Source organism: Sediminibacterium sp. (genome assembly GCF_019264485.1).
Lineage (GTDB): Bacteria > Bacteroidota > Bacteroidia > Chitinophagales > Chitinophagaceae > Sediminibacterium.
Map to the genome: position 1 here is coordinate 410,280 of NZ_JAHVAA010000011.1, position 25,768 is coordinate 436,047.

Consider the following 25,768-nt stretch of genomic DNA (forward strand, 5'->3'; position numbering starts at 1 on the left):
AAATGAATAAGATTATTGTCATTATCGGATTATTACTGGCAGGAAACACAGTTATGGCCCAACAAACCAAAGCTGTTCAGTGGATGCTGGGGGTATGGAAAATAAGCACACCACAGGGAACTGTGGTTGAAATATGGGAGGCAAAAGACGACAGTACTTTGCAGGGACGCAGTGTTTTTGTAAAAACAAACAATGATACCATTCCACAGGAACGTATTGAAATGGCTTTCAGAAACGGGGAGTGGTTTTATATACCCACGGTGAGTAACCAGAACCAGGGGAAACCAGTTTCATTTAAAGTAATCTTTATTCATGGCAATGAGTTTGTAAGTGAAAACCCGGCGCATGATTTTCCGCAAAGAATTGCTTACCGCAGAATCAAACAAAACATGTATGCCAGTATCGAAGGAAAGCGAAACGGCCGGTTCAGTAAGCAGAATTTCGACTTTACAACAGAATAAGCATCAAAATAACTCCGCGTAATCTCCCCTTCTCCCTTTCTCTTTGTTAACCAGTCTTAGATGATTGAGACCAGCTGGATACATTTTTTTAAACAAAGAGAAGGGGAGGTTTTAGTTGAGGATGTCATTTACATTTTTACCGATGTTTTCAGCTATTCTTTGCATGGGTAAATCATTGTCATCTTTCCCAAATGGGTCTTCAATTTCTTCGGCAATTACTTCAAGGCTGGCCAGTACATAAAAGATGAAGACAACAACGGGTATGGTAATATACCCCAGCGATAAGGCAAAACCAAGTGGTAGTGTAATTACATAGATGAAAATGAATTTTTTGATGAAGGCGCTGTAGGAATAGGGAATGGGGGTGTTTTTAATACGCTCACAGGCACCACAGATATCCAGGAAGGATTGTAATTCATTGTTTAAAAACAATAACTGGAAATCATTGATCTGTTTATCGCGATGCAGCAGGTTTATTTTATTCATCATCAGCATTACCACCTGGTTGGGGATATGTTTGCTGGTATCGAAACCAACGATTTCGGGATGTGGGCTGGAATCTAATGCCAGTCTTGTTTTTTCATTTTGTAAATGAGCCCTTAATTCATTGGCGAATAGCGGGATGATTTTTTTAAAGAAAGCCCGGTTCTTATCATCGTCATTTGGTAATATACTGTTCAGTTTAACGGCCAGGTTGCGACTGTTGTTTACCAGTGAACCCCAAAGTTTTCTTCCTTCCCACCAGCGGTCGTAAGCTGTATTGGTTCTGAACACCAGCAGCATTGAAATGGCGAAACCCAGCAGGCTGTGCATGATGGTAATATTCTTTGCATGACTGCTCTCAGAAAGCTTCAGGTAATTGGCTTCGAGGTAAACAATACCCCATGAATAAATACTGATGAATATTAATAAAGGAAATAACTGCCGGATGGTTTCTGTTTTATGAAAACTGAAAAGAAAACGCACCCAGTCTTTTGGATTATAACTGATCATACAATAAAAATAGTGATCCCGTTCCACTCTTGTATACTGCCGGTAACAAAACCTTAATATTGACCTTCCGGGTCTATACAGCAATTTCGCAGAAATTGCCACATTGCACCAGCAACACGCTTTACTGAAACAATCTTTTGGTCGGAATTTCCAGTGGGGAGTGGCCATTTCAGCCGCACAAAATGAGGGCGCCTGGAATATTGATGGCAGAGGTCCTTCTATCTGGGACCAGTTTGCACGTAAACAGGGCAAAATAAAGGGCAGTGCAAAGCCATATACTTCCTGTGATTTTTATTACCGCTATAAAGACGATCTCATGCTGGTAAAAGCCATGGGATTCGATTGCTTTCGTTTTTCCATTTCCTGGAGCCGCATATTGCCAGAAGGTATGGGGAGGGTAAACAAGGAAGGAGTAGCTTTTTATAACCGGGTGATTGATGAATGCCTGCAATTGGGCCTAACACCTTACGTTACTTTATACCATTGGGATCTGCCACTGGCTTTACATAAAGAAGGTGGCTGGACAAGTCACCAGATGCTCAAATGGTTTACCCGCTTTGTGAATGTATGTACAGAATCGTTTGGCGACAGGGTAAAAAACTGGATTGTATTGAATGAGCCGATGGGTTTTACTTCATTGGGTTATATGATTGGCAAACATGCACCCGGAAAAACCGGCTTGAGTAATTTTTTACCTGCGGTACATAATGCAGTGCTTTGTCAGGCAGAAGGTGGAAGGCTGATAAGAGCCGCTGTTTCAAGGGCTAATATCGGTACCAGTTTTTCCTGTAGTGAAGTGATACCATTTACACAGAAAGAAGAAGACATCAAAGCAGCAAAGAGAGCCGATATTTTGCTGAACCGCTTATTTATTGAACCTTTATTAGGCAGAGGTTACCCACAGGAACAAGGATTTACCTTGCTAGATAAACTGCATCTCCATAATAAAGCCTGGAAATATACAGAACGGATGCAGTTCAATTTTGATTTTATCGGGATACAGAATTATTTCAGTACAACGGTCAAATACAATCCGCTCATTCCTTACATACAGGCATCTGAAGTAAAAGCCATAGCAAGAAAAGTACCACATACCGATATGGGCTGGGAAGTAAATGCAGACAGCTTTTACCGGATGATCAAAAGGTTTTGGTTATATGGTGGTGTTAAAGAAATCATGATCACAGAAAGCGGGGCTTTCTATAAGGATCAGATGATAAATGGAGTAATAGCAGATACCGAGCGGGTTCAATATTTTCAACAATACCTCAATGCCTTATTAAGAGCCAAAAAAGAAGGGGTGAATATCGGCGGTTACTTCGCCTGGACACTCACAGATAATTTTGAATGGGCTGAAGGCTACCATGCAAGGTTTGGACTTGTGCATGTAGATTTTAACACACAGTTACGGACCATTAAACAATCTGGTTACTGGTTTCGTGATTTTCTGCACGACAGGCTCTGAATTTAATTACTCTCATCATGTTTCAGTAAATTTGGTACTACTAAAACCAAACAGATGCGTCGCTTCCTGATTCTTTTATTGATCCTTGTTATTATTACTGATGGCAAAGCACAGTCAAAAGTGCTTGTTCCTTTTCATACTGCTTATGCAACTGGATGGAATGCACATAAAGTAAACAGGCCCTCTGCGAGAAAAGATGCTCTGTTATGGTCTGATACAGCCACACAATTGCGCTTCTTTGTGCATAATTCCAAAACAGGAGCACTCCATATTGCGTTGAATGCAGTTTCACTGCGAACAGCCAAACAACTGACGGTTGAAGTAAGGGGGAAAAAGATGAATATCACAGTACCGATAAATACACTGACTAAAGAAATAAAAATCGGAACAGTACAACTGACTGATACTGGATTTGTGGAACTGGTATTGTCATCTAAAAAATTATTACCAGGGGCACTGGGTATCGGCAACCTGGTTTTATCGGGTCCTGCTTCAGAAGGTTTAAGGTTTAATACAAAAGAAAGATTGAATGCCGCATCTGTTCATCTTCGTTATCCATTGGCCGATTCCATTAAAGCAATTGGTTTTTATAATGAAATAACGATTCCTCAGGGGTACGATCCATTGTATAGCTATTATATGGCTACAGGTTTTTCAAGAGGTTATTTTGGTATACAGGTTAACAGTGAAAAGGAACGCCGTGTTATTTTCTCGGTATGGGATGCAGGCAATGAGGCCGTCGACCGTGGAAAAGTGGCCGACTCCAATAAAGTAAAACTTTTAGCCAAAGGGGATGCCGTAGTGACCAATGATTTTGGTAATGAAGGAACAGGTGGGCATAGCCATTGGGTGTACAACTGGAAAGCAGGTGAAACCTATCGTTTTCTGGTAACCGCACTTGCCGACAGTGCTTCTCAAACCACTATTTATACAGGCTACTTTTTTGTTCCTGAACTGCAACGCTGGAAACTGATTGCAGCATTCAGGACACCAAAAGATGGCAACACCCTGAATAAGTTGTATTCATTCAATGAAAATTTCAGTGGGGAAAACGGACACTTACAACGCAGGGCATTATTTGGTAACCAATGGGTACAACAGCAACGCGGTGGCCGCTGGGTAGCATTAACAGATGCCATCTTTACCACTGATGCAACCGGCAGGTCAGGCGACCGTTTTGATTATGGGGCAGGTGTGACCAATGAACAGTTGTATTTATGGAACGGAGGGTTTAAAGAACAGGAAGCAACACATAATGATCAGTTCAAGAGACCCAATACCACTAAAGCTCCTGTGATTGACTATACAAAAGATGCTGACAGTCTTGCACAGGCTAGAAAAGACATACAGGAAATTACAGATGCTGTAAAGAGTGGAAAGATTGATACAACAGGAAGGGTCGAATCAGTTTACTATCATATTTTACAACAGGGTACCGGGGAATATGTATCGGAAACCGATACGGTAACTGTTCATTACAAAGGAACATTATTGACCGATGGAACTGTTTTCGACCAGACAAGGGATAAGCCTGCCGTATTTCCTTTACGCAGGCTCATACGAGGATGGCAACTGGCACTACCCAAATGCAGGGTAGGAGGCAAAGTACGGGTCATTATACCCTCTGCACAGGCATACGGTATAAGAACACGCAGTAAGGACATCCCACCCAATAGCATTCTGGTATTCGATATTGAAGTGGTGGCTACCAAAAAAATGTAGCAAACTTGGTTCCCGGGATAGGTAATTGACATTTTATGCAGATTCGGAACAAAGGGCTTGCATAAGGCCAGAAAGCTGTTTATCTTAAGACTATCTACTTCTCAACGATAAACCTTGCGTATGAAAGCTGCCCGTCAACTTACCATCGCAATGCTCTTACTTGCCGTTATAGCAGCATTGTATAGTGGTTACAGCCTGATTTCAGATCCGACAGGCTCTACACTTGGTATACCTTTTTACTGGCTCAATGGAACCATGTTTAAAGATTTTACCACACCTGGCTGGATTATCCTGCTTGCCATCGGTGTATTGGGAATCATTACAATTGCCACCGTAATAAAAAGAATCAGGCATTTTCATCTGCTGGTAATTGTACAGGGAGCCATCATCTGTATTTTAGTGATTGCACAGATGATCATTATCGGGGAAGAAAATATGTTGCAATATCTTTTTCTGATGATGGGTATGGCCATCGCCATCGTAGGTGGTTTGTTGAGCCAGGCGGATAAGAAAATAAGAAATAAGGAATAAGAAAATGTCAAATCCTACTTCCTCATTTCTTATTCCTTATTTCTTATTTCTCTGTTCCTCTGTTCTTCTGTTCCTCTGTTTCCTTCCTCATCGCCAGGTACACGCCATTGGTCCAGCCAAAACCATCCTGATTGGGGTACTCTCCACCGCCGGCTTTTGTATTGGTATCAGCCACATTGTATTTCTCCATCATCTTACCAGTTTCAGCATAAGTTTTTTCATTCAATCTCATCCATCTTTGACGAATTTCTTCAGCAAGCGTATTCAATCCGTAATTATTCAGTCCTTTATAAGCAATCCACTGGAGAGGAGCCCAACCATTGGGAGCATCCCATTGCTGGCCGGTTTGTAAAGTAGTGGTTAATACACCCCCTTCCCCCAATAGTTGTTTGCTGATTACGATTGCTGTGGCATTTGCCTGTATCTCATCTGCTATTCCAATAAATAAGGGAAAACATCCGGCCATGGTGATACGGTCACTAACCCGATGTTGCTTCCAATGATAATCGAAATAAAAACCCTGCCCGGCACTCCAGCAATATTTTTGAATGGCATTTGTACGGCTGGTCATTTTTTCCCTGAACCTGTTTACCGAATCATCATCTTTTTCAAGAAGGTAACAGTTAAGCAATACTTTTTCCAACTGCAGTAATAAGCAATTCAGGTCAACAGGCACCAGGTCTGTTGTTTGAATGCTGTGCATGTATTTTTCATCTGCAAACCACCGGCTGCTAAAATCCCAGCCCGATTCTGCAGCAGCCCTGATATGTCTGTACACTTCTTTACTATCCCTACCCGATTCTGCAGCCACATGAATATCTTCAATATACGCTTCTGGCCGGGGAGAAGGATCATCGTCCCAATACCTGTTTAATATTGAACCGTCGGGCATTTTAACTACTCTTCGTACGGATGGGTTTATTACAGTAACCTGATCAATGCCATCCATCCAGAAACTGTATTCTTTTTCCAGTGCAGGCAAATAGTCTCTCAATATTTCATCACCCTTAATCGACGCCAGCAATGAAACCATCATGGCAAAAAAAGGAGGTTGCGATCTGCTGATATAATAAGTTCTGTTGCCGTTGGGAATATGCCCGATTGTATGGATAAGATGCGCAAAGTTCCTGATCATGTTTTCAATCAGGTCATATCTTTCGCTTAGTTCCAGTCCCAGCATGGTGAAATAACTGTCCCAGTAATAGATCTCCCTGAATCGCCCTCCCGGAACAATGTAGGGGAATGGCAACCCGATTAATGTACCGCCTGTTTCATCAGGATTTCGTTGTAACACTTTCCAGAGTTCCTGCAAATGAACAGTAATAGGTTTTGCTGCAGAAGAATAGTCCTCCTGTTTATTATCGGGCAGTTCGAAATATTGCTGTACAAATGCCAATAAATTGAATGATGGACTTTTTTTCTCGGTTAAATATTTTTCAAGAATGCCGGCTGTATTTTCTTTTGGCAATGCATCTACGAAATATTTGGAATCGGAGAAAAGGCCTGCTTTTTGAACATCCTCATACAAAGGCGATAATGCGGTGATATGAAAATATGGCTCCTTCATGGTTAATCTGCTTTAGCTGTTTGTTTTTCCCTGCGTTGTAACCTGTTGAAGAGAAACAAACAAACCACCAGTATAGCCATTGGTATAAGTGAAAAATAAAAAGCCTGTTTGCCATCATAATGCTCAAAAATATTCCCGGTAATAATAGAACCAGTTGTACCACCAAGTGCTGAAAAAATAATGATCAGCCCCGACATTAAACCATGTTGTTTAACCGGCAGTGTGCTCAATATTACGGAGTTAACGGCCGGATAAATAGGTGCCAGCAATAAACCAATCATCGGAAATACAAAAGCAGCCAGCGGGGCAGTAGACCAGCCTGTAATAGGTTGTCCGGTTGTTTTTTCAGCCAATGGTATGGCCACCAGCACCAATACAGCAGCCAGTATAAGACAGGATATCAATACAATCATCCAGTTCAGCTTTTTCAGTACCAGACCGGCAAAGAAGCGCCCGAGTGCGGTTGATCCTGCCAGGATACTTGCCATCTGAATACTTAAAGCAGCAGGTAAGAGCAGCACTTTGTTATTGAATGTGGGTAACCAGCTCATGATACTTTGCTCAATCAACACATAAAAAAAAGCACAGAGTACAAATACCAGTACAATGGGTTTAACCATGAGTTTGAACATATCCGTAAACTCAGCAAACATAGATTTCTGTTCTTTTGCCTGTATGGAAGATTCATCCAAAGATGCTGACCAAAGCAATAGGAAAGCAAGCAATGAAATACCTCCTAATACATAATACACATTGAGCCAGGCGGTTGATTGGGGATTGGTATCATCAACAAAATAACTAAAGATGAAATAGCCGGTGAGTATGCCCACCATAAAAAAAGATTCAATAAAATTCATCAGACTGATATGCTCTTTCTCATTTTTGGTAACCAGGCCAATGGTACTGTAAACAGACATTTTAATCAGTGCAAAAGAAGAACCGACAGCTGCAAATAATAATTTCGTGGTGAAAAAACTGGCCGTAAATGGCATGATAAAACAGATAATACTAATGAACCCCAATGCGATGAGCATGGCATTTTTATAGCCAATCCGAACGATATAGGAAGAGACGAGAAAAGAAACAATGGCGATACTCAGATCCTTGAAGGCTTCCAGCACAGAAGCCGAACCTTCAGTTACACCAAAATTTTGTTGTACCTGAAGTATAACTGTTCCTACACTATTGAGTAGTATGGCAAAAACAAAATAGTTAAGGAACAGAGATGTTTTTATTTTCCAGTTTTGCATATAGAAGTATTAAGCGTTTTATTGTTGTGCAGCAATCAGTTTCAAACAAACGGGGCTGGGAACTTCAACCTGTCTGAGCATTTGTTGTAATAAGCCTGTTTCCTTGTTTACACGGTAGATGACAATATTGTTGGTTTTCTGGTTGGCCACCAGTATAAAATTGCCATTGGGTGCAATGATAAAATTTCTCGGTCCTGCCCCCGGTATAGGCTGGTAGCCTTTAGCCGTTAGTTTTCCGGTTATCTGATCAATGGAAAAAATGGCGAGATTATTTTCATCTCCGCGATTGGAAGCGTATAAGAATTTTCCGTCGGGCGATACATGTATATCCGCACTACCCGGCTGACCCTTATAGTCGGCGGGATGTGTAGCAATATTTTGAATACCCGTCATAAACCCATTGTTGTAGCGGTATGCTTTAATGGTACCTGTTAATTCTTCCAGCACATATACAAAACGTTGGTTGGGATGAAAGTCGAGATGTCTTGGCCCACTACCCGGGGCAGAAGCCGCAAAGGGCATGGCTGCAGGTTTTAGTGGCTTTTTGAGCAAGGGATTAAACTGGTATAACATCACTTTATCGGTACCCAGATCAGGGGCCAGTATGTATTTGCCATCAGGTGAAAAGAAAGTAGCATGAACATGGGGTTTGTCCTGCCTGCTTTTGTTTACACTGCTGCCTGTATGTTGAATCAGTTGTGCGTAATGTTCTAATCCACCTTCTTTATTAACTGGCAAAGCTGAAAGATTACCTCCTGTATAATTACCAACCACCACCCATTTCCCGGTTTTATCAACCGTTACAAAACAGGGATGATCACCGCCACTGGGTTGTGCATTGATAAAATATAACTGACCTGTGGCCTGATCAAAATCATACGCACTTACATAGCCGGGTTGTTCGCCACCCGTTTCATTTACTGCGTAGAGTTTGGTGCCATCGGGCGATAAAGAAATAAAAGAAGGATTGGTGGCACTATCGGTACTGCTTACCCATTGTACTTCACCATTTTGTGAATTAAAACGGAATACATAAATGCCCTTGCTCTTACCCGAAGTATAAGTACCAACAAAGAGATAATGATCCTGTGCCAGCAAGCCAATGCTGAACAGGCAGAACAAAACAGCAATCAGGTGTTTCATAAAAGCCGGGTTTGCTCTAAGATAAAGATTGCGTTGCATTCCTGTTTAACTTTATTTTATGAAATAAACCGATTGGCTGTACGGATATGTTTATTATGAATATTAGCATACTTTTTTAGTAGACTATCTTTACCTTCGCCAACCAAATTTTTTCTATGAAAAAAATACTACCATTAATGTCAGTTCTATTTGCAGCCTGTACAGGCGGACCTACAACATCATTGGAAACAGGAGAGTGGCAGGGCAAACTGTTGCGTGAAGATGGGAATCATATTGTATTCAATTTTGAAGTAAGGCAGAAGAATGATTCACTTAGCTGGGTGATTAAAAATGGGGAAGAGAAAATTGAAGTAACAGATATATTGCTCAATGGCGATTCCATTCTGGTGCATATGCCTGTTTTTGAATCCTCATTCAAACTGATAAAACACGGTACTAATAAATTAATAGGTACCTGGACCAAAGCGGGATCGGCTGGCTTTATTGATATGCCATTTGAGGCTGTATCTGGTACAAAAGAAAGATTTAGTACAAAACAAAAAGCCGGTAATAATATTTCGGGTAAATGGTCAGTGAAGTTTTTCAGGGCAGATGGTTCACCCCGACCTGCCATTGCCGAGTTTGTGCAAAAAGACAATGATCTCTCCGGAACTTTTATTACACCTACAGGTGATTATCGTTATTTAAAAGGAGTGGTAGATGGTGATTCTTTAAAACTATCTACGTTTGACGGTAGTCATGCCTATTTCTTTAAAGCATATATCAATAGCGATAATTCCATCGGTAAAGGATTTTATTATTCCGGCGCCACAAGTACCGAGCCCTGGGAAGCAGTGAAGAACGACACAGCAAGTTTACCCGATGTAGCAGCCATGTACCTGAAAGAAGGGGAAGAAAAACTCGATTTCAGTTTTCCTGACCTTGATGGGAAACGGGTTGCTATTACAGATGAAAGATTTAAGAATAAGGTAGTTATTGTTCAGATCATGGGATCATGGTGCCCCAATTGTATGGATGAAACAGCCTTCCTGAGTACATTTTATAAAAAGAATAAAGACAGGGGTGTAGAAATTGTAGCGCTGGCCTATGAATACTATGAAGATTTTAACCTGGCAGCGAACAGTGTAAAAAAATTCCAGAAAAGATTTGATGTGCAATACCCGATGCTGGTTACAGGGGTAACAGTATCAGATACATTGAGAACAGAAAAAACATTACCGCAGCTCACCAAAATTAAGTCCTTTCCATCTACCATCTTTATTGGTAAAAACGGTAAAGTAGCCAGAATACACGCTGGTTTTGAAGGACCCGGAACAGGAAAGCGACATGAAGCGTTGAAGAAAGAGTTTGAAGAAACGGTGGAAGGGTTGTTGAAGCAATAGCTTTGATGTCAGATCTCTGATATCGGATATCTGATGTAAAGGGAATGGAACACGGATGGTCATGGTTATTATGATTTTTCATGATCCATCATAATAATCATGACCATCTGCGTTCTCTTTAATCTACAAAAAAAGCCATCCACAAACGGGATGGCTTTTTTTGTAATAAACTAAATTTTATTTAGCTCCCTTCACATACTTATCCAACCACTGCTGTTGTTCAAACAAAGTATGCAATACATTTTCCTTTCCACGATAGCCATGTGCTTCATATGGCAGGAACACAAAACGAACGGTGCCGCCATGACCTTTGATGGCCGCATATAAACGTTCGCTGTTGATGGGATAGGTGCCTGTATTATCGTCACTATCGCCATGAATTAAGAGGATCGGCGTTTTAATTTTATCCGCATAACTAAACGGACTCATCTCATAATACAATTGCGGTGCCTGCCAGTAAGTACGATCCTCATTCTGGAAACCAAATGGCGTAAGGGTACGGTTATAAGCACCACTTCTTGCCACACCTGCTTTAAACAGATTGGTATGAGCCAGTAGGTTAGCCGTCATAAAAGCGCCGTAGCTATGTCCACCCACACCTACACGGTTTTTATCTGCAATACCCAGACCAGATAAATGACCGATAGCGGCTTCTGCATTCATCTTTAACTGAGCGACAAAATTGTCGTTCGGTTTTTTGTCGGCCGAAGCTGCAACGATGGGCATTTCTGCATTATCAAGCACTGCGTAACCTTGTGTTACATAATAGATGGGAGAGCCCCAACTCAGTGTGGTAAAACGGTATTGACTTCCACGAATCTGTGCAGCATCAGCGGCACTGTTGAATTCTCTTGGGTAGGCCCAGATTATAAGTGGTAAGGGGCCGTCTTTATCTTTGTTATATCCTTTGGGCAGGTATAAATCACCGGTAAGGTCAACACCATCGGCTCTTTTGTATTTTACTTTTTCTTTCTTCACCCCCTCCAGTTGCGGATATGGATTGCTGAATTGAGTAATGGCTTTATCGGCAATACGAAGCACCAGGTTTTTAATAAAATAGTTAGGTACATCTGTCTGCGATTCTCTCCTGGTCAATAAAACCAGTTTATCGGCATCCAGCACTTCATTCACTGTTTCATACACCCCTTCCTGACAACGCCAGATGATTTCATTCTTTTTGCTGGCAAGATCAAACTTGGCAAGAAAAGGAAGATCACCTTTGGCAGAAGCACCTGTGGTATTGTTCATTAAAATTTTCGTTCCGTTATCAGTAGTTTGAATAACAGGTCTGCCAAATTTGTTGCGTGTTAAAACAGGAGAACCCGGATTATTATACGCATCGGTCTGGTTTCTTTCAATCAGTAATTCAAATGAACCGGTGCTACTGTTATACCTGCTTACACGGATGGTTTGTTTTGATCTTAATACTTCCTGCACCAAGGCGAGGTTTTCGTTACCCCATGTAGTGCCACCATAACGTGTTTTGGTTTTGAACAGTTCTTTGGCTTCACCGGTAAAAGGTGCGCTTAATGCATATACGGCATCATGGTATTCTACCTGTTTTTTAATCAGACCACTATCCAGAGGCATGGCCCAGGTAATGGTAGCCGCTTCATCATCGCGCCAGTCGAAACTTCTGGGTACGTTTTGTGTGTTATCGTAGCCGGAAGGAGTTCCTTCAGAAGAAGGCAATTCAGCCAATACCTTCACTACTTTACCACTTAGGTCATTGATAGTGATGGTAGAGGGAAACCCATTCGCAGTAACTAAGTAAGAGAAAGGTTTACGGATGGTTCTCACCATCATGTATTTTTTATCGGGCGATAAACTGAAAGTTGAAACAATACCGGGTTTGCCCAACACTGTTTCCACTCCATTTTTGTTTTGAATGAGTTGGCCCATGGCATAAAACTCAAACAACTGTTCATCAAAAGGCGATTTAATCAGATCCTGGTAAGTAGGGCTAGGGGCTGCTTTACCCAGGTTCTGCTGAATGGTTGGACCCTTTGGTGTAATCGGTCTTTTGGGTGCATTGGCCGCAGATTGTGTAGCGGCTTTGTAGATGATGGTATTATCATCCACCCAGGTGTAAGAAGTTCCTAATACGGTATTCAATGCCTGTTTATTAATTTTTGCAGCTTTTTTGGTAGCAATATCAATAATATACAAGTCAACACGTGAACCGGTTGTATGTGTAAAGGCAATTTTTGTTTCTGAAGGATTCCAGCTCACACCACCTGCCAGTAAATTGGCGGGTAAGCCACTTACCTGTGAACTCTGCCCCGATTTAATATTCTGCAGGGTGAAATTGTTGATGAAGTTCTGTCTGCTCGGAGAAAAATTATTCGGGTTGATACGTAAGCCCGCAACACGTAATTCAGGCTGACCCAATTCTTCAACCGTTGGATAACTGTTGCGTTCACTGAGCAGCATCCATTCTGCTTTTCCATCAATGCTTACAGAAGGTGTTGGTTTGGCCAGCAGCAGTTCCATTACTTCTTTAGCAGGTGTACGATAGGTATTGTCGTCCTGGGCATATGCAGCAGTAAAGCTGAAACCCAGTATCAACAATCCGAAGAACCATTTTTTCATAGCGTTCTATTTTAGTTGGTGGTTTTATATTAGTCCGAAAATCCGGAAGTCGGAAAGACCGAAAGAAATTTTAAATGAAGCGATCATCTTTCGGACTTTCGGTCTTCCCGTCTTCCGGTCTTCATTGATAAACTCTTACATAATCAACAATCATCTGTTGCGGGTACACTTTTTCATCTACGCCTTTTTGCCCGCCCCAGGAACCGCCCACTGCAATATTGAGCAATAAATGAAAAGGTTTGTCAAAGGGCCAGGCCTCGTTACCGGTATGTTCGTTTTTAAAAGTGAAATAAGGTTTCTTGTCTACAAACATTTTAATGGTTTCTTTATCCCACTCTAACATGTATACATGAAATGTTTCACTGCAGTCGGGAACAGATACAGTTCCTGTTTTTTGGGTGCCGATGCTGTGGAAATATTTTTTGGTATGCGCCGAGGCATGAATGGTTCCCTGGTTATACCCCACATGTTCCATGATATCTATTTCACCATCATCGGGCCAGGTAATTTTCGGGGTACTGGCCAGCATCCAGATGGCGGGCCAGGTGCCAACACCTTTGGGTAGTTTGGCGCGTACTTCTATGCGGCCATAGGTCCAGTCGCCCTTGCCCTTGGTTACTAATCTTGCAGAACTGTATTTATTATCACCTGTTTGTTCTTTATGAGCCTCAATAATGAGAAAGCCTTTTTCCACCCTTGCGTTGCGTGTATTCTTTGATGTATAGTATTGTAATTCATTATTACCCCAGCCATGTCCGCCCACATCATAGTTCCATTTGGCAGAATCGGGTAAGCCATTAACCGAAAATTCATCGCTCCAGACCAGTTTTTTCTGTTGGGCATTGGCCATAGCTATGACAAACAGGGAAATCAGGGAAAGGAATAATCTTCTCATGTATTCGCAGTTTGGGGAGATGAAAGTTAGGTAATCTCAGGTAGTTCTGTACCTGTATTGGATGATCGGGTGAAAAAAATTTGCGCATAACCACAGTTGACTGTATTTTTGCCATCTCATGAAACAATTCGCACATATCCACCATCATCATTTCTTACCCAGAGGGTAGGCTGTTGGTGTTATGTGCTGATCATAAACATTAAAAGGCTTACCAACAGGTAGGCCTTTTTTATTTTAACGCAGAACTATGAAATTAAAATTAGCAATCCAGAAAAGCGGCCGTTTGCACGATGATTCCATTCGTTTGTTGAAGGAATGTGGTATCGATATCAGCAATGGCGTAAACAAACTGAAAGCAGAAGCATCCAATTTTCCGCTCGAAGTTTATTTTTTAAGGGATGATGATATTCCGCAGTATGTGGAAGATGCCGTGGCCGATATTGGATTTGTGGGTGAGAATGTGGTGTACGAAAAAAAGAAGAAACTCACTGTAGTAGAAAAACTGGGTTTTGGTAAATGCAGACTAAGTATGGCCGTTCGCAGAGGTGAACAATATACAGATGCTTCCTTCCTCGAAGGCAAAAGAATTGCTACCAGCTATCCGGTAATTGTTGAATCTTTTCTCCGCGAAAAAGGAGTAAATGCAGAGATTCATGAAATCAGCGGCAGCGTGGAAATTGCTCCCGGTATTGGTTTGGCCGATGCTATCTGCGACCTTGTAAGCAGTGGTTCTACCTTGTTCATGAATGGATTGCAGGAAGCAGAAACCATCCTGCAGTCGCAGGCCGTTCTTATACGTAATAATGAGCTGGATCCTGTTAAAGTTCAGCTGATCGACCGTCTGTTATTCCGTATACAGTCGGTAAAAAAAGCAAAGAACAATAAATACATTCTGTTGAATGCACCCAATGATAAACTGAAAGAAATTATTGCATTGCTGCCCGGTATGAAAAGCCCGACTGTATTGCCGCTGGCCGATCCGGGTTGGAGCAGTGTACACAGCGTACTGAATGAAAATGATTTCTGGGATATCATTGAACAACTCAAAGCAGCAGGCGCACAGGGAATATTAGTGGTACCTATTGAAAAAATGATCGTCTAATCTACAATGTATGAAACGAATTGAATATCCTTCCCGCTCACAATGGAATGAACTGCTGCAAAGACCGGTTATAGATACGGCTACTTTACAACAGCAGGTGAAAGCTGTAATGGATGTGGTTAAACAGGATGGTGATAAAGCTGTAATGCAATTTACCAGACAGTTTGATGGTGTTCAGCTGGAAACTTTGGAAATGACAGAAGCGCTTATCAATGAAACGATTCAACTGGTTCCTGACGATTTAAAACGCGCCATCAAGCAAGCTGCACATAATATCCGCATCTTTCATGAGCAACAAAAAACACCGGTTGAAATAGTTGAAACCATGAAAGGGGTTCGTTGCTGGAGAAAAGCCGTAGGTATTGAAAAAGTAGGTCTGTATATTCCGGGTGGAACAGCACCTTTGTTTTCAACCATCCTCATGCTTGGTATACCGGCACAGATTGCAGGTTGTAAAGAAGTAATTTTATGTTCACCACCCGATAAAAACGGGAAACTGCATCCTGCCATAGTATATGCCGCGAATCTGGTAGGCATCACCCGCATTTTTACTATCGGCGGTGTGCAGGCTATCGCCGCCATGACCTACGGTACCGAATCTGTTCCTAAAGTGTATAAAATATTTGGTCCGGGCAATCAATATGTAACCTGCGCCAAACAGCTGGCCCAGCAGGATGGTATCGCCATTGATATGCCTGCAGGCCCCAGTGAAGTTTGTGTAATGGCAGATGATACAGCCAATCCTGCTTTTGTTGCAGCCGATTTGTTGAGCCAGGCAGAACATGGAACAGACAGCCAGGTGTTATTAGTGAGTACAGATGCAATACTGGTTGATAAAGTAATAGAAGCGTTGGATGTACAATTGGCACAATTATCCAGAAAAGAAATAGCCGCTAAAGCACTTACTAACAGCAAAGCTATTATTGTAAAGGATAAGAATGAAGCAATTGATCTTGTAAATCAATATGCGGCAGAACACCTGATTCTTTCCTGCGAAGACGATGAGCAGATAGCTGAAAAAATTATCAATGCAGGCTCTGTGTTCCTGGGTAATTATTCACCGGAGAGTGTGGGCGATTATGCCAGTGGTACCAATCATACCCTGCCAACCAATGGATTTGCAAGAGCGTATAGTGGTGTAAGTGTTGATTCTTTTGTAAAAAAGATTACTTATCAGAAACTGTCGAAAGAAGGACTGGCATCAATTGCACCCACTGTTGTTATTATGGCTGCAGCGGAAGGACTTGATGCACATAAGAATGCTGTACTCATCAGACAATAGATTGAATCACATTATAAGAGAGTTATTATATGTTTAACCTGGAACAATTAATCAGAAACAATATCAAAAATCTGAAGCCTTATTCTTCGGCCCGTGATGAATTCAGCGGGGAGGCAAAAGTGTTTTTAGATGCCAATGAGAATAGTTTAGGGTCGCCACTTACAAAATGGTATAACCGATATCCTGATCCTCATCAGCAGGCAGTAAAACAGCAATTGAGTAAAATTAAGGGTATCGGCGCCGAACATATTTTTCTGGGTAATGGAAGTGATGAATGTATTGATATACTGTTTCGCTGTTTTTGTGAACCCGGGAAAGATAATGTAATCATCTGCCCGCCTACTTATGGTATGTATGAAGTAAGCGCTAATATCAATGATGTTGACATACGTAAAGCCCCGCTGCTGCCCGATTTCCAGCTCGATCTGGTTCATATGGAAAACCTGACAGATGACAATACTAAAATCATCTGGCTCTGTTCACCCAATAATCCAACCGGTAATTCCTTGCAACGGGCAGATATTGAAATGGTGTTGAATAACTTTAAAGGTATTGTGGTAATTGATGAAGCCTATATCAATTTTGCCCAACAAAAATCATTTGTACAGGAACTTACAGAATACCCGAATCTTGTTGTGCTGCAAACATTGAGTAAAGCATGGGGACTTGCTGGACTTCGTTTGGGAATGGCATTTGCATCGCAATCGGTTATTGAAGTGATGAATAAGGTAAAACCACCTTATAATATCAACCAGTCAACACAGGAACTTGTACTGAAGGCACTTGAGGAAGTAGGGCAGGTGAATGATATGATTAAAATACTGGTAGATATGCGCATTGCGCTGACTGAGGTATTTGAATCGATGCCTACGGTTGAGAAAGTGTATCCATCGGACGCGAATTTTATACTGGTTAAAATTGCAGAAGCCAGAAAAATATATGAATTTTTACTGACTAAGGGCATTGTGTTGAGAGACAGGAGTAATGTTGAATTGTGTGAAAACTGTCTGAGAATCACCATCGGTACAGAAAAAGAGAACACCGATTTGGTGGATGCCATGCAGGAATGGTACTCTTCACCGACAAACTGAGTAAATCTGTGTTTTCATTTGTAATTTTATTCCAAATTCAATCGTATATGAAAAAAAGGCTTCTATTTTCTTTCGCCATCTTTTGTGCTGTGGTTAATCTTGTTGCAGCAAATGATTCTACTAACACTACTCCAAAAAAATTAGTAGCTGATCCTGTAAATGCCGGTTTAAAAACACCCAGTGGTTTTTCAGCATCTATTGTTGCAGATAACCTTGGCAGGGCCAGGCATATTGTGGCTACTGAGCAGGGGGGCATATATGTAAAACTGGAACGCTTGAAAGAAGGGAAAGGTATTGTTTACCTGAAAGATGCAGACGGTGATGGTAAAATGGAAATCAATAAAACATTTGCGAATTATTATGGAACAGGTATCGCTATTAAAAACGGTTATCTCTATGCGTCATCTGATCAGGATGTGTTCAGGTATAAATTGGATGATAAAGGAAATGTAATCGACACCGAAAACCCGCAACGTATTGTAAAAGGTTTGTGGGATAAACGTCAGCATGCTTCTAAGTCATTGGCCTTGGATGATGCCGGGAATATTTATGTAAATATTGGAGCTCCTTCTAATTCATGTCAGGAAACAGACAGAACAAAAGGTTCCAAAGGAATGAATCCATGTCCGATACTGGATTCAGCAGGTGGTATCTGGCAGTTTAAAGTAGATCTCGCAGACCAGAGTTATCATAATGGGGTACGTTATGCCACCGGGTTAAGAAATGTAGTGGGACTTGACTGGAACCAGCAACAGAAGAAATTATATGTTACCATGCATGGTCGCGATATGCTGTACACTTTGTATCCCGATATGTTTGATACCACTGTAAGTGCGGAGCTTCCTTCAGAAACTATGTATGCCATCAATAAAGGTGATAATGCAGGATGGCCCTATGTTTATTATGATCATTTTCAGCAAAAGAAAATACTGGCGCCGGAATATGGTGGTGATGGAAAGAAAACAGGTGGTGAAAATGCCATCGATCCGATTGTGGCTTTCCCGGCACATATGGGACCCAATGCCCTGTTGTTTTATACCGGCAACCAGTTTCCTGAAAAATACAGACAGGGTGCATTTATTGCATTTCATGGCTCGTGGAACCGTTCTCCTTTGCCACAGGAAGGTTACTATGTAGTATTTGTTCCTTTTAAAGATGGTAAACCCAGTGGTAAATGGGAAGTGTTTGCAGATGGATTTTCGGGTACAGGTGTAGTGAAAAATCCAAGAGAGGCACAACACAGACCCTGCGGACTTACACAAGGGCCGGATGGTTCTTTGTATGTATCTGATGATGTAAAAGGAACCATTTATAAAATCAGCTATCCGTCTAAATAAAGAAAGATGAAGTTTGTTTATATCGTTACAATTTTATTGACTACTACAGCTTTTGTATTACCAGAAGAAAAAGCAACTGTTGTACAAGCCCCATTGAAAGCTTCTATAGAGAGAGGTAAAACAATTTATCTGCAAAGATGTATGGCCTGTCATCAGGCAGATGGCGGGGGTGTTCCAAGACTGAATCCACCACTTGATGCAGCTTCTAAAGTAAAGGGTAATGATAAAGTCTACCTGGTCAGGGTTATTATTAAAGGAATGACGGAAAGGGTAGAGTTAGATGGGGAGTATTACGATAATAATATGTCGGCCAATCCCGACCTTACCGATATGCAGATTACTGATGTATTAAATTATATCAGGAACAGCTGGAGCAATAAAGCAAATGCAGTAACTGTAGCAGAAGTAAAAGCTGCCCGGGCAAAAATCAAGTAAAAGCAATGAAGCCAGTATTATTTATAGACCGCGACGGAGTAGTGTTGCAGGAACCACCACAGGATTTTCAGATTGATGATATTGGGAAGACTGCTTTTGTAAAAGGCAGTATTACAGCATTGTCGCAGATCGCAGCCTCCTTTGATTATTATAAAGTAATGGTAACTAACCAGGATGGATTGGGAACAACGAGTTATCCTGAAAAAGATTTCTATCCATATCATGATCTCATGATCCGAACACTGGAAGGTGAGGGTTTTGTGTTTGATGAAATGATCATTGATCGCAGTTTTGCAGCAGACAATCAACCTACACGTAAGCCCGGTACAGCCCTGCTGCAACATTTTTTTGATGAATCGAAATTCGATCTCACCCATTCTTATGTTATTGGCGACAGATGGAGCGATATACAATTGGCTAAAAACCTCGGATGTAAAGCCATCTATTTAAAATCACCTCTGCATTCGCTTACAGCAGAACAGGAAGCGCAATTGCGTTCGACCATTGCTTTGGAAACAGATAATTGGAAAGCAATCTATTCGTTCTTGAAACTTGGTTTGCGTAAAGTGCAGCATGAGCGTAATACGAATGAAACAAAGATTAGTGTTAACCTTAACCTTGATGGTACTGGTGTATCGTCTATTCATACCGGTATTGGTTTCTTTGATCATATGCTTGATCAGATTGCAAGACATGGACAGATTGATTTATCTATTGAAACAAAAGGAGATCTGCATATTGACGAACATCATACCATTGAAGATACAGGTATTGCACTGGGAGAAGCATTTGCAAAAGCATTGATCGACAAGCGAGGTATGGAACGTTATGGTTTTGCTTTGCCGATGGATGAAGCTGAGGCAAAAGTGTTGATTGATTTTGGTGGTCGGAACTGGATCGTATGGGATGCTGAGTTTAAAAGAGAAAAAATTGGTGAAATGCCAACTGAAATGTTTTTTCATTTCTTTAAATCATTCAGCGATGCTGCTAAATGCAACCTGAATATTGAATGTAGAGGAGAAAATGAACACCATAAAATTGAAGCCATTTTCAAAGCTTTCGCCAAAGCCATCCGAATGGCCGTAAGACGAGATCCTTTCTCCAATCATTTACCTTCAACCAAAGGGTTGTTATAGCCAGTTATACGCTTGTATATTTAAACGACTCTGCGAAACCTCTGTGCTCTCTTGTTCTCTGCGGTGAACTTATTCGAATAGTCACCGCAGAGAACAATAGATAATGGAGGTTTCGCAGGGTAATTTATTTTCCTTTTCCGGATAGTATGATACGTAAAGTATGCATCATGATTTTGAAGTCGAGGAGGAGGGATGCATTTTCAATATAAATGAGATCATATTTCATGCGCTGGATCATTTCTTCAATATTACTCGCATAACCAAATTGTACCATTCCCCAGGAAGTAAGTCCGGGTTTTACTTTTAGCAGATAACGGTAATAAGGTGTTTGTTGCAAAATCTGATCAATATAAACTTTTCTTTCAGGTCTTGGACCAATCAGACTCATATCACCGGTAAGTATATTCCAAAGCTGTGGTAATTCATCGAGTCGCCATTTACGCATGATTTTACCCCAGGCAGTAATACGTGTATCATGATCACTTGAGAGAGCGGGTCCATTTTTTTCAGCATCTGCAACCATGCTTCTGAATTTATAAATAATAAATGGGCGACCCTTGTATCCTACTCTTTCCTGCGCATAAATAACAGGGCCGACTGATGAAAGCCTGGTACGGATGGCAATAAACAAAAGCAATGGTGATAATAATAATAACCCGGTTACAGCAACAAGAATATCAGTGATTCGTTTGATATTTTGCTGCCATGCACTAAGTGGGCTGGTACGTAAATCGATTAAAGAAGCGGTGAATATATTGTTGGTTTTTACAGAGCCAGAAACGATATCAAGCGTATCTGCCACCAGTTTTATGTCAACATCTTTTTCAGTCAGTATATAAACGAGTTCGTCTATTAATGCATGATCTTTTTTCTCTAAAGCGAGTATCACTTTTTCTACCTGATAATGTTGTATGATACTGTTTAATTCTTCTGTTGATCCCAATCGGGGAATCCATTTACTTAAACCATTACTCGTTTTTATTTCATGTGTAACAAAACCTACTACCTGCATTCCAAGGTATTTGAAGTTCTTGATTACTTCATGATACACTTTTACAGCTTCTTTATTATTACCGATTATGATTGTATTGAAACGAATTTGACCATTTAGAATAGATCTTTTGATGAGAAGCAGAACAATGCTTCTGTCGATGGCAAAAAGTATAAAATGAAGGAAGAAGAAAAGAATAAAGAAGTTGAAAAAATCAGGGCGCCCCCCGAAAAAAAACAAGGTGATCGCAAGGCTGCCAATCGCAGTCTGGATAAAGGTTTCGGTTATTTCATTCAGCCTTGATTTCTCGTATAATGATTTCTGGTAAGTACCCGATAGCCCAAAAACAAGCAGCCATACAAAAGCAGTAGTCAGACAGCCTAATATAGTAGCTTGAAAAGGCCAGGCTGTTGAGTCGGGGTAAAGCAGATAAAAAAACAACAGATAACCTGTTATGGCAAAAAAGTAGTCGGAAAAGATATACCAACTGATCTGTTTCTTTTTGCCTTGCATGTGTTACACCAGGATACTGGTATTATTGATTTTGTCCAATATCTGATGTGCTACTTCCATTGCCAGAAAACCGTCGATCTCGCTTACTACAGTTGGTTTGTTGTTAAGAATGGCGTCTACAAATGATTCGAGTTCCAGTTTAATGGCATTAGCTTGTGGAATGATGGGATTGGCAATGGCGATGGTTTTCTTTCCGTTTTGGGTATCAATATCAAAAGAAAACACATTCTGGTCATCAGGTTGTTTGAGTTTGATGATCTCTGTTTTTTTCTCCAGGAAATCAATGCCAATATATGCGTCTTTCTGAAACAGACGCATTTTCCGCATTTTTTTCATGCTGATCCGGCTGCTGGTAAGATTAGCTACACAGCCATTATTGAATTCTATACGCACATTCGCAATATCAGGCGTTTCGGTCATTACGGCTACTCCGCTGGCAGAAATATTTTTTACATCACTTTTCACCAGGCTCAGAATAATGTCGATATCATGAATCATCAGGTCGAGTATCACGCTTACTTCGGTACCTCTCGGATTAAATTGTGCCAGCCTGTGCACCTCAATAAACATGGGGTTCAGGTTCATTTCCTGAATGGCGAGGTATGCGGGGTTAAATCTTTCCACATGCCCTACCTGCATTTTTACATTTGCTTCACGAACCATGTTTACCAGGTCTCTTCCTTCCTGAATGGTATGGGCCAGTGGTTTTTCAACAAAAACATGTTTGCCTTTACGGATGGCCATCATACAAATATCAAAATGATGATCAGTAGGAGTAATGACATCAATAATATCACAGGCATCCATTAGTTTTTCTTCGTCTGAAAATCTTTTCACGCCATATTCATCCACTGCAATACGGGCATTATCGTTGTTGGGGTCAAAAAAGCCAACGAGTTTCACGTCTTTTATTTCTTTCCAGTTATTCAGGTGAAACTTACCCAGGTGTCCAACTCCAAAAACGCCTACTTTAAGCATAGCAATACAGGTATTTAATGGGTAAAGATAAATAATAGCCGCCCCCGAAAGCTAGTAAATTGTCTTATGTGGATATCCTGTCCGGCAAAACAGCCCTTTCTTCCCTGCTCCTGAAATCTTACTTAATATTGTAGACGCCCGGTACAGATACTTGAACCCGGATATTATCCTTAACCTGGTCAATAATGAATGTGGTTATCTATAGTTTATTGGTAGTTATTGCATACCCTTATGTTATATACCCCTGTTTGTCTTTTTTGATCAGTCGTTTTAAAACTGAAAAAAAGCATCCTCCATTTTATCCCTCTGTAACTGTGCTGATTGCGGCTTATAACGAGATAGATTATATCAGGCAAAAACTGAACAACACATATGCATTGGAATATCCTCGGAATTTATTACAGGTAATAGTGTTGACAGATGGATCAACTGATGGTACCGATCTTGCAGTTACTGCCGATGGAAGAGCGATACTCATACATAATCCTGAACGGAAAGGGAAAGCTGCTGCGCTGAATAGTGCCATCGGAAAAATTGAATCAGCTATTGTTGTATGTACAGATGCTAACACCATGCTCAATAAAGATGCACTCGTTGAATTGGTTAAGCATTTTGAGGACCCTTTAATTGGTGCAGTTGCAGGAGAGAAACGAATAATAACAGAAAAGGGAAGTGGGGGTACTGTAGCGGAAGGATTTTATTGGAAGTATGAGTCGAAGCTCAGACAATGGGATTCAAAAAATTTTTCAGTCACTGGTGCCGCCGGTGAATTATATGCAATTCGACGGGAATTAGTACAACCAATACCGCCAGATACTGTTTGTGAAGACTTGCTCATTACCATGCGCGTAATTGCGAACGGCAAAAGGGTGGTGTATGAACCGCTTGCATATGGCACAGAGAAGATGTCGGAAACAGTAGTAGATGAATGGAAAAGGAAACTGAGGATCGCTGCCGGCAGTATACAGTTTTTAGGGCGAATGAAAATGCTGAAGTTTTTTAGTAACCAGCCTTTAGCTGCATTTCAGTTCATGAGCCGGAAATTATTTCGATGGCTCATTGTACCTTATTCATTGGTTGGATTATTGCTGATCGGGTCTTTACAAGTATTTCAGACCGATGACCGCTGGATACTGATTATCTGTATTGCTCAATTCTTTTTTTATTGCTGGGCAGTAGCGGGGTGGTTTTTTAGCAGGTACAGAGGATTGCCAGGCGTGTTTTTCTTTCCTTTTTATTTTGTTATGGCTAATGCGGCCATTATTGCAGGAACCAGTCAATACATAATGGGTAAGTCATTTGTTTTATGGGTTCGGGTTAAGCGAAGTTAAGTACATAAAAAAACTCCCCGCCGAGGCAGGGAGTTTTTTATTCTTAAGATCGAAATCTGAATTAGTATCCAGGATTCTGAACCAGGTTTTTATTGGCACCCAGTACACTTTCAGGAATTGGCAGTGCCCATTCTCTTGCAGTAGCTGCAAGTGTGCAGTTACCGGCAGATGAGGTTGGCGTTCCGCAAATTGAACCACGCTGAATAATACGCGTAGTACGCTTCAGGTCGAAGAAACGATGGCCTTCACCAAACATTTCTCTTCTTCTCTCATCAGCAATGGCGTTAATCAGTGCAGTACCGGTTAACACTACTGGTGTATAACCAGTGATACGTGCAGCACGCAAAGCATTCAGGTCGGCCAATGCAGTTACTTCATTGGCTCCTCCCAAACGGGCATTTGCTTCAGCACGGATCAGGTACATTTCACCACTACGCAGTGCAACGAAATTGGCATTACCATCTACAAGTGTTCCTTTACCTCTGTACTTGGTAATAGCAAGGTTCGGAGTAGGATTACCCGCGGCAGGTACATTGGTAAAGTAAGCCTGATAACGCAGGTCATTACTTTGAATTAAACCGGTAGTTCCAGCTGCTGTTGCTACTTCTGGAGCAGGTCTGAAATAACTACGGTTACTTGTTGCAAAGAAAGCAATAAATGAAGGACCAGACTGACCAGCTTCAAACTGAACGTTCCAGATGATTTCTCCTCTGTCTGTTTGTTTGTACATACCGGTAAATGCAGACTGTGTGGTAGCCAGTGGACGACCATTCAGAGCGTTGGTAGCGGCAGTTGCAGCATCAGCCCAGTTACCTGCATAGAGGTTAACCCTTGCCAATAATGCATATACTGCATTACGATCGAGGAAGGGTCTGGTTAAACCGCTGGCAGGGTTTACCGCCTGATCTACATTTCCTAACAAAGTAACTGCCTGATTCAAATCTGCAAAAATGTTATCGTAGTAATCTTTATTATTATTACGAACAGGTTTTACAGAAGTAGAAACGGTGAAGTCTTTGATATAAGGCATTGCCAGATCAGCAGTACTGCTGCGATCATATTTTACCGCAAAAAAACGGAACAGATCGAAATGGGCCATGGCACGTAATGCGTAAGCCTGTCCTTTAATCCTGTTAGACTGTCCCTGGTTATTGGCATTGGTAAATTTGTCAACATCTCTCAGGATAATATTCGCGTGTGCGATGGTATTATACGGAGCAGAATACAAGCTTGTAATCTGGCCGGTTGATGAGTTGAAAATCCAGTCAGCCATTGCTCTTGAGTTAGCCAGTGTTTCGGCAGAAACCTCATAGAGGTTGTCGCTCATTACATCCGGCATTAGTGCCCAGCCAGAACCGGTACCACTACCGGATCCGAAATAATCGGCTGCTCTTAAACTTCCGTATGCACCTGTTAAAACTTCTTCCACCTGTTTCATGCTGGAAGGGTTACTCAAGGCATCCAGAGAAAATTCGGGAGTCAGTTCAATGACTTCCTTTTTGGAACACCCCTGCACCAATGTAAATGCTGCAAAGGCGACGATTGTATTTTTTATGATCTTATTATACATA

Annotated in this window: 21 protein-coding genes; 12 read left to right on the forward strand and 9 right to left on the reverse strand. The window is 41.3% G+C overall.

All coding sequences use genetic code 11. The features are described 5' to 3' along the window. Nucleotides 1-2 precede the first annotated feature (2 nt). Nucleotides 3-461, forward strand: a complete 459-nt coding sequence (locus KXJ59_RS08060) for a DUF6265 family protein (protein WP_295202982.1) — start codon at nt 3-5, stop codon at nt 459-461. Between the two features lie 111 nt (nt 462-572). On the opposite strand, the gene KXJ59_RS08065 is transcribed toward KXJ59_RS08060, so the two are convergent. Then, nucleotides 573-1,454, reverse strand: coding sequence for a bestrophin family ion channel (locus KXJ59_RS08065; protein ID WP_295202984.1), 882 nt, complete (start codon nt 1,452-1,454; stop codon nt 573-575). 103 nt (nt 1,455-1,557) lie between these two features. Between KXJ59_RS08065 and KXJ59_RS08070 the strand changes: the two genes are divergently transcribed. The 3 genes from KXJ59_RS08070 (at nt 1,558) to KXJ59_RS08080 (ending at nt 5,172) form a co-directional block, all read left to right on the forward strand. After that, nucleotides 1,558-2,919 (forward strand): GH1 family beta-glucosidase, encoded by a 1,362-nt coding sequence (locus tag KXJ59_RS08070; protein WP_295202987.1) that lies wholly within the window; start codon nt 1,558-1,560, stop codon nt 2,917-2,919. 54 nt (nt 2,920-2,973) lie between these two features. Continuing rightward, a complete protein-coding gene (locus tag KXJ59_RS08075) occupies nt 2,974-4,641 on the forward strand; it encodes a DUF3472 domain-containing protein (RefSeq protein ID WP_295202990.1) in 1,668 nt (555 codons plus the stop codon). 120 nt (nt 4,642-4,761) lie between these two features. Continuing rightward, nucleotides 4,762-5,172: a hypothetical protein gene (locus tag KXJ59_RS08080; protein WP_295202995.1), complete on the forward strand. Its 411-nt coding sequence runs from the start codon at nt 4,762-4,764 to the stop codon at nt 5,170-5,172. A 43-nt stretch (nt 5,173-5,215) separates the two neighbouring features. On the opposite strand, the gene treF is transcribed toward KXJ59_RS08080, so the two are convergent. From treF to KXJ59_RS08095, 3 genes are read right to left on the reverse strand one after another with little or no spacing between them, the layout of a single operon-like run. Next, nucleotides 5,216-6,739: an alpha,alpha-trehalase TreF gene (treF, locus tag KXJ59_RS08085; protein ID WP_295202998.1), complete on the reverse strand. Its 1,524-nt coding sequence runs from the start codon at nt 6,737-6,739 to the stop codon at nt 5,216-5,218. A 2-nt stretch (nt 6,740-6,741) separates the two neighbouring features. Beyond that, nucleotides 6,742-7,989, reverse strand: coding sequence for an MFS transporter (locus KXJ59_RS08090; RefSeq protein WP_295203004.1), 1,248 nt, complete (start codon nt 7,987-7,989; stop codon nt 6,742-6,744). A gap of 18 nt (nt 7,990-8,007) precedes the next feature. After that, the gene (locus KXJ59_RS08095; protein ID WP_295203006.1) at nt 8,008-9,132 is read right to left on the reverse strand and encodes a lactonase family protein; all 1,125 of its coding nucleotides are present in this window, start codon (nt 9,130-9,132) and stop codon (nt 8,008-8,010) included. A gap of 176 nt (nt 9,133-9,308) precedes the next feature. On the opposite strand from KXJ59_RS08095, the gene KXJ59_RS08100 reads away from it, so the two are divergent. Continuing rightward, nucleotides 9,309-10,514, forward strand: coding sequence for a TlpA disulfide reductase family protein (locus tag KXJ59_RS08100; RefSeq protein WP_295203009.1), 1,206 nt, complete (start codon nt 9,309-9,311; stop codon nt 10,512-10,514). 177 nt (nt 10,515-10,691) lie between these two features. Here the strand turns inward: KXJ59_RS08100 and KXJ59_RS08105 are convergent, their stop codons facing one another. Both KXJ59_RS08105 and KXJ59_RS08110 read right to left on the reverse strand, forming a co-directional pair. Next, a complete protein-coding gene (locus KXJ59_RS08105; protein ID WP_295203012.1) occupies nt 10,692-13,106 on the reverse strand; it encodes a prolyl oligopeptidase family serine peptidase in 2,415 nt (804 codons plus the stop codon). A gap of 121 nt (nt 13,107-13,227) precedes the next feature. After that, complete coding sequence (locus KXJ59_RS08110; protein WP_295203014.1) at nt 13,228-14,001, reverse strand: glycoside hydrolase family 16 protein; 774 nt, start codon at nt 13,999-14,001, stop codon at nt 13,228-13,230. A gap of 247 nt (nt 14,002-14,248) precedes the next feature. Between KXJ59_RS08110 and hisG the strand changes: the two genes are divergently transcribed. Genes hisG through hisB form a run of 6 tightly spaced genes read left to right on the forward strand, consistent with a single transcriptional unit; the run spans nt 14,249 to nt 20,384 of the window. Next, nucleotides 14,249-15,103 (forward strand): ATP phosphoribosyltransferase, encoded by an 855-nt coding sequence (gene hisG / locus KXJ59_RS08115; RefSeq protein WP_295203015.1) that lies wholly within the window; start codon nt 14,249-14,251, stop codon nt 15,101-15,103. Between the two features lie 10 nt (nt 15,104-15,113). Further along, a complete protein-coding gene (hisD, locus tag KXJ59_RS08120) occupies nt 15,114-16,385 on the forward strand; it encodes a histidinol dehydrogenase (protein ID WP_295203018.1) in 1,272 nt (423 codons plus the stop codon). Nucleotides 16,386-16,414: 29 nt separating this feature from the next. Next, on the forward strand, nt 16,415-17,476 hold the full coding sequence (hisC, locus tag KXJ59_RS08125) for a histidinol-phosphate transaminase (protein ID WP_295203019.1): 1,062 nt from the start codon (nt 16,415-16,417) through the stop codon (nt 17,474-17,476). Between the two features lie 47 nt (nt 17,477-17,523). Beyond that, the gene (locus tag KXJ59_RS08130; protein WP_295203022.1) at nt 17,524-18,813 is read left to right on the forward strand and encodes a PQQ-dependent sugar dehydrogenase; all 1,290 of its coding nucleotides are present in this window, start codon (nt 17,524-17,526) and stop codon (nt 18,811-18,813) included. Between the two features lie 6 nt (nt 18,814-18,819). Then, the gene (locus tag KXJ59_RS08135) at nt 18,820-19,248 is read left to right on the forward strand and encodes a cytochrome c (RefSeq protein WP_295203024.1); all 429 of its coding nucleotides are present in this window, start codon (nt 18,820-18,822) and stop codon (nt 19,246-19,248) included. Between the two features lie 5 nt (nt 19,249-19,253). After that, the gene (gene hisB, locus KXJ59_RS08140; protein WP_295203027.1) at nt 19,254-20,384 is read left to right on the forward strand and encodes a bifunctional histidinol-phosphatase/imidazoleglycerol-phosphate dehydratase HisB; all 1,131 of its coding nucleotides are present in this window, start codon (nt 19,254-19,256) and stop codon (nt 20,382-20,384) included. Between the two features lie 124 nt (nt 20,385-20,508). Here the strand turns inward: hisB and KXJ59_RS08145 are convergent, their stop codons facing one another. Together KXJ59_RS08145 and KXJ59_RS08150 are read right to left on the reverse strand one after the other, a co-directional pair. Beyond that, on the reverse strand, nt 20,509-21,888 hold the full coding sequence (locus KXJ59_RS08145; RefSeq protein WP_295203028.1) for a sugar transferase: 1,380 nt from the start codon (nt 21,886-21,888) through the stop codon (nt 20,509-20,511). 3 nt (nt 21,889-21,891) lie between these two features. Next, on the reverse strand, nt 21,892-22,866 hold the full coding sequence (locus KXJ59_RS08150; protein ID WP_295203030.1) for a Gfo/Idh/MocA family oxidoreductase: 975 nt from the start codon (nt 22,864-22,866) through the stop codon (nt 21,892-21,894). Nucleotides 22,867-23,051: 185 nt separating this feature from the next. Here KXJ59_RS08150 and KXJ59_RS08155 point away from each other — a divergent pair, with 185 nt between their 5' ends. Next, complete coding sequence (locus KXJ59_RS08155) at nt 23,052-24,197, forward strand: glycosyltransferase family 2 protein (protein ID WP_295203031.1); 1,146 nt, start codon at nt 23,052-23,054, stop codon at nt 24,195-24,197. A gap of 61 nt (nt 24,198-24,258) precedes the next feature. Here the strand turns inward: KXJ59_RS08155 and KXJ59_RS08160 are convergent, their stop codons facing one another. After that, on the reverse strand, nt 24,259-25,767 hold the full coding sequence (locus KXJ59_RS08160) for a RagB/SusD family nutrient uptake outer membrane protein (protein ID WP_295203033.1): 1,509 nt from the start codon (nt 25,765-25,767) through the stop codon (nt 24,259-24,261). Between the last annotated feature and the right edge of the window lies 1 nt (nt 25,768).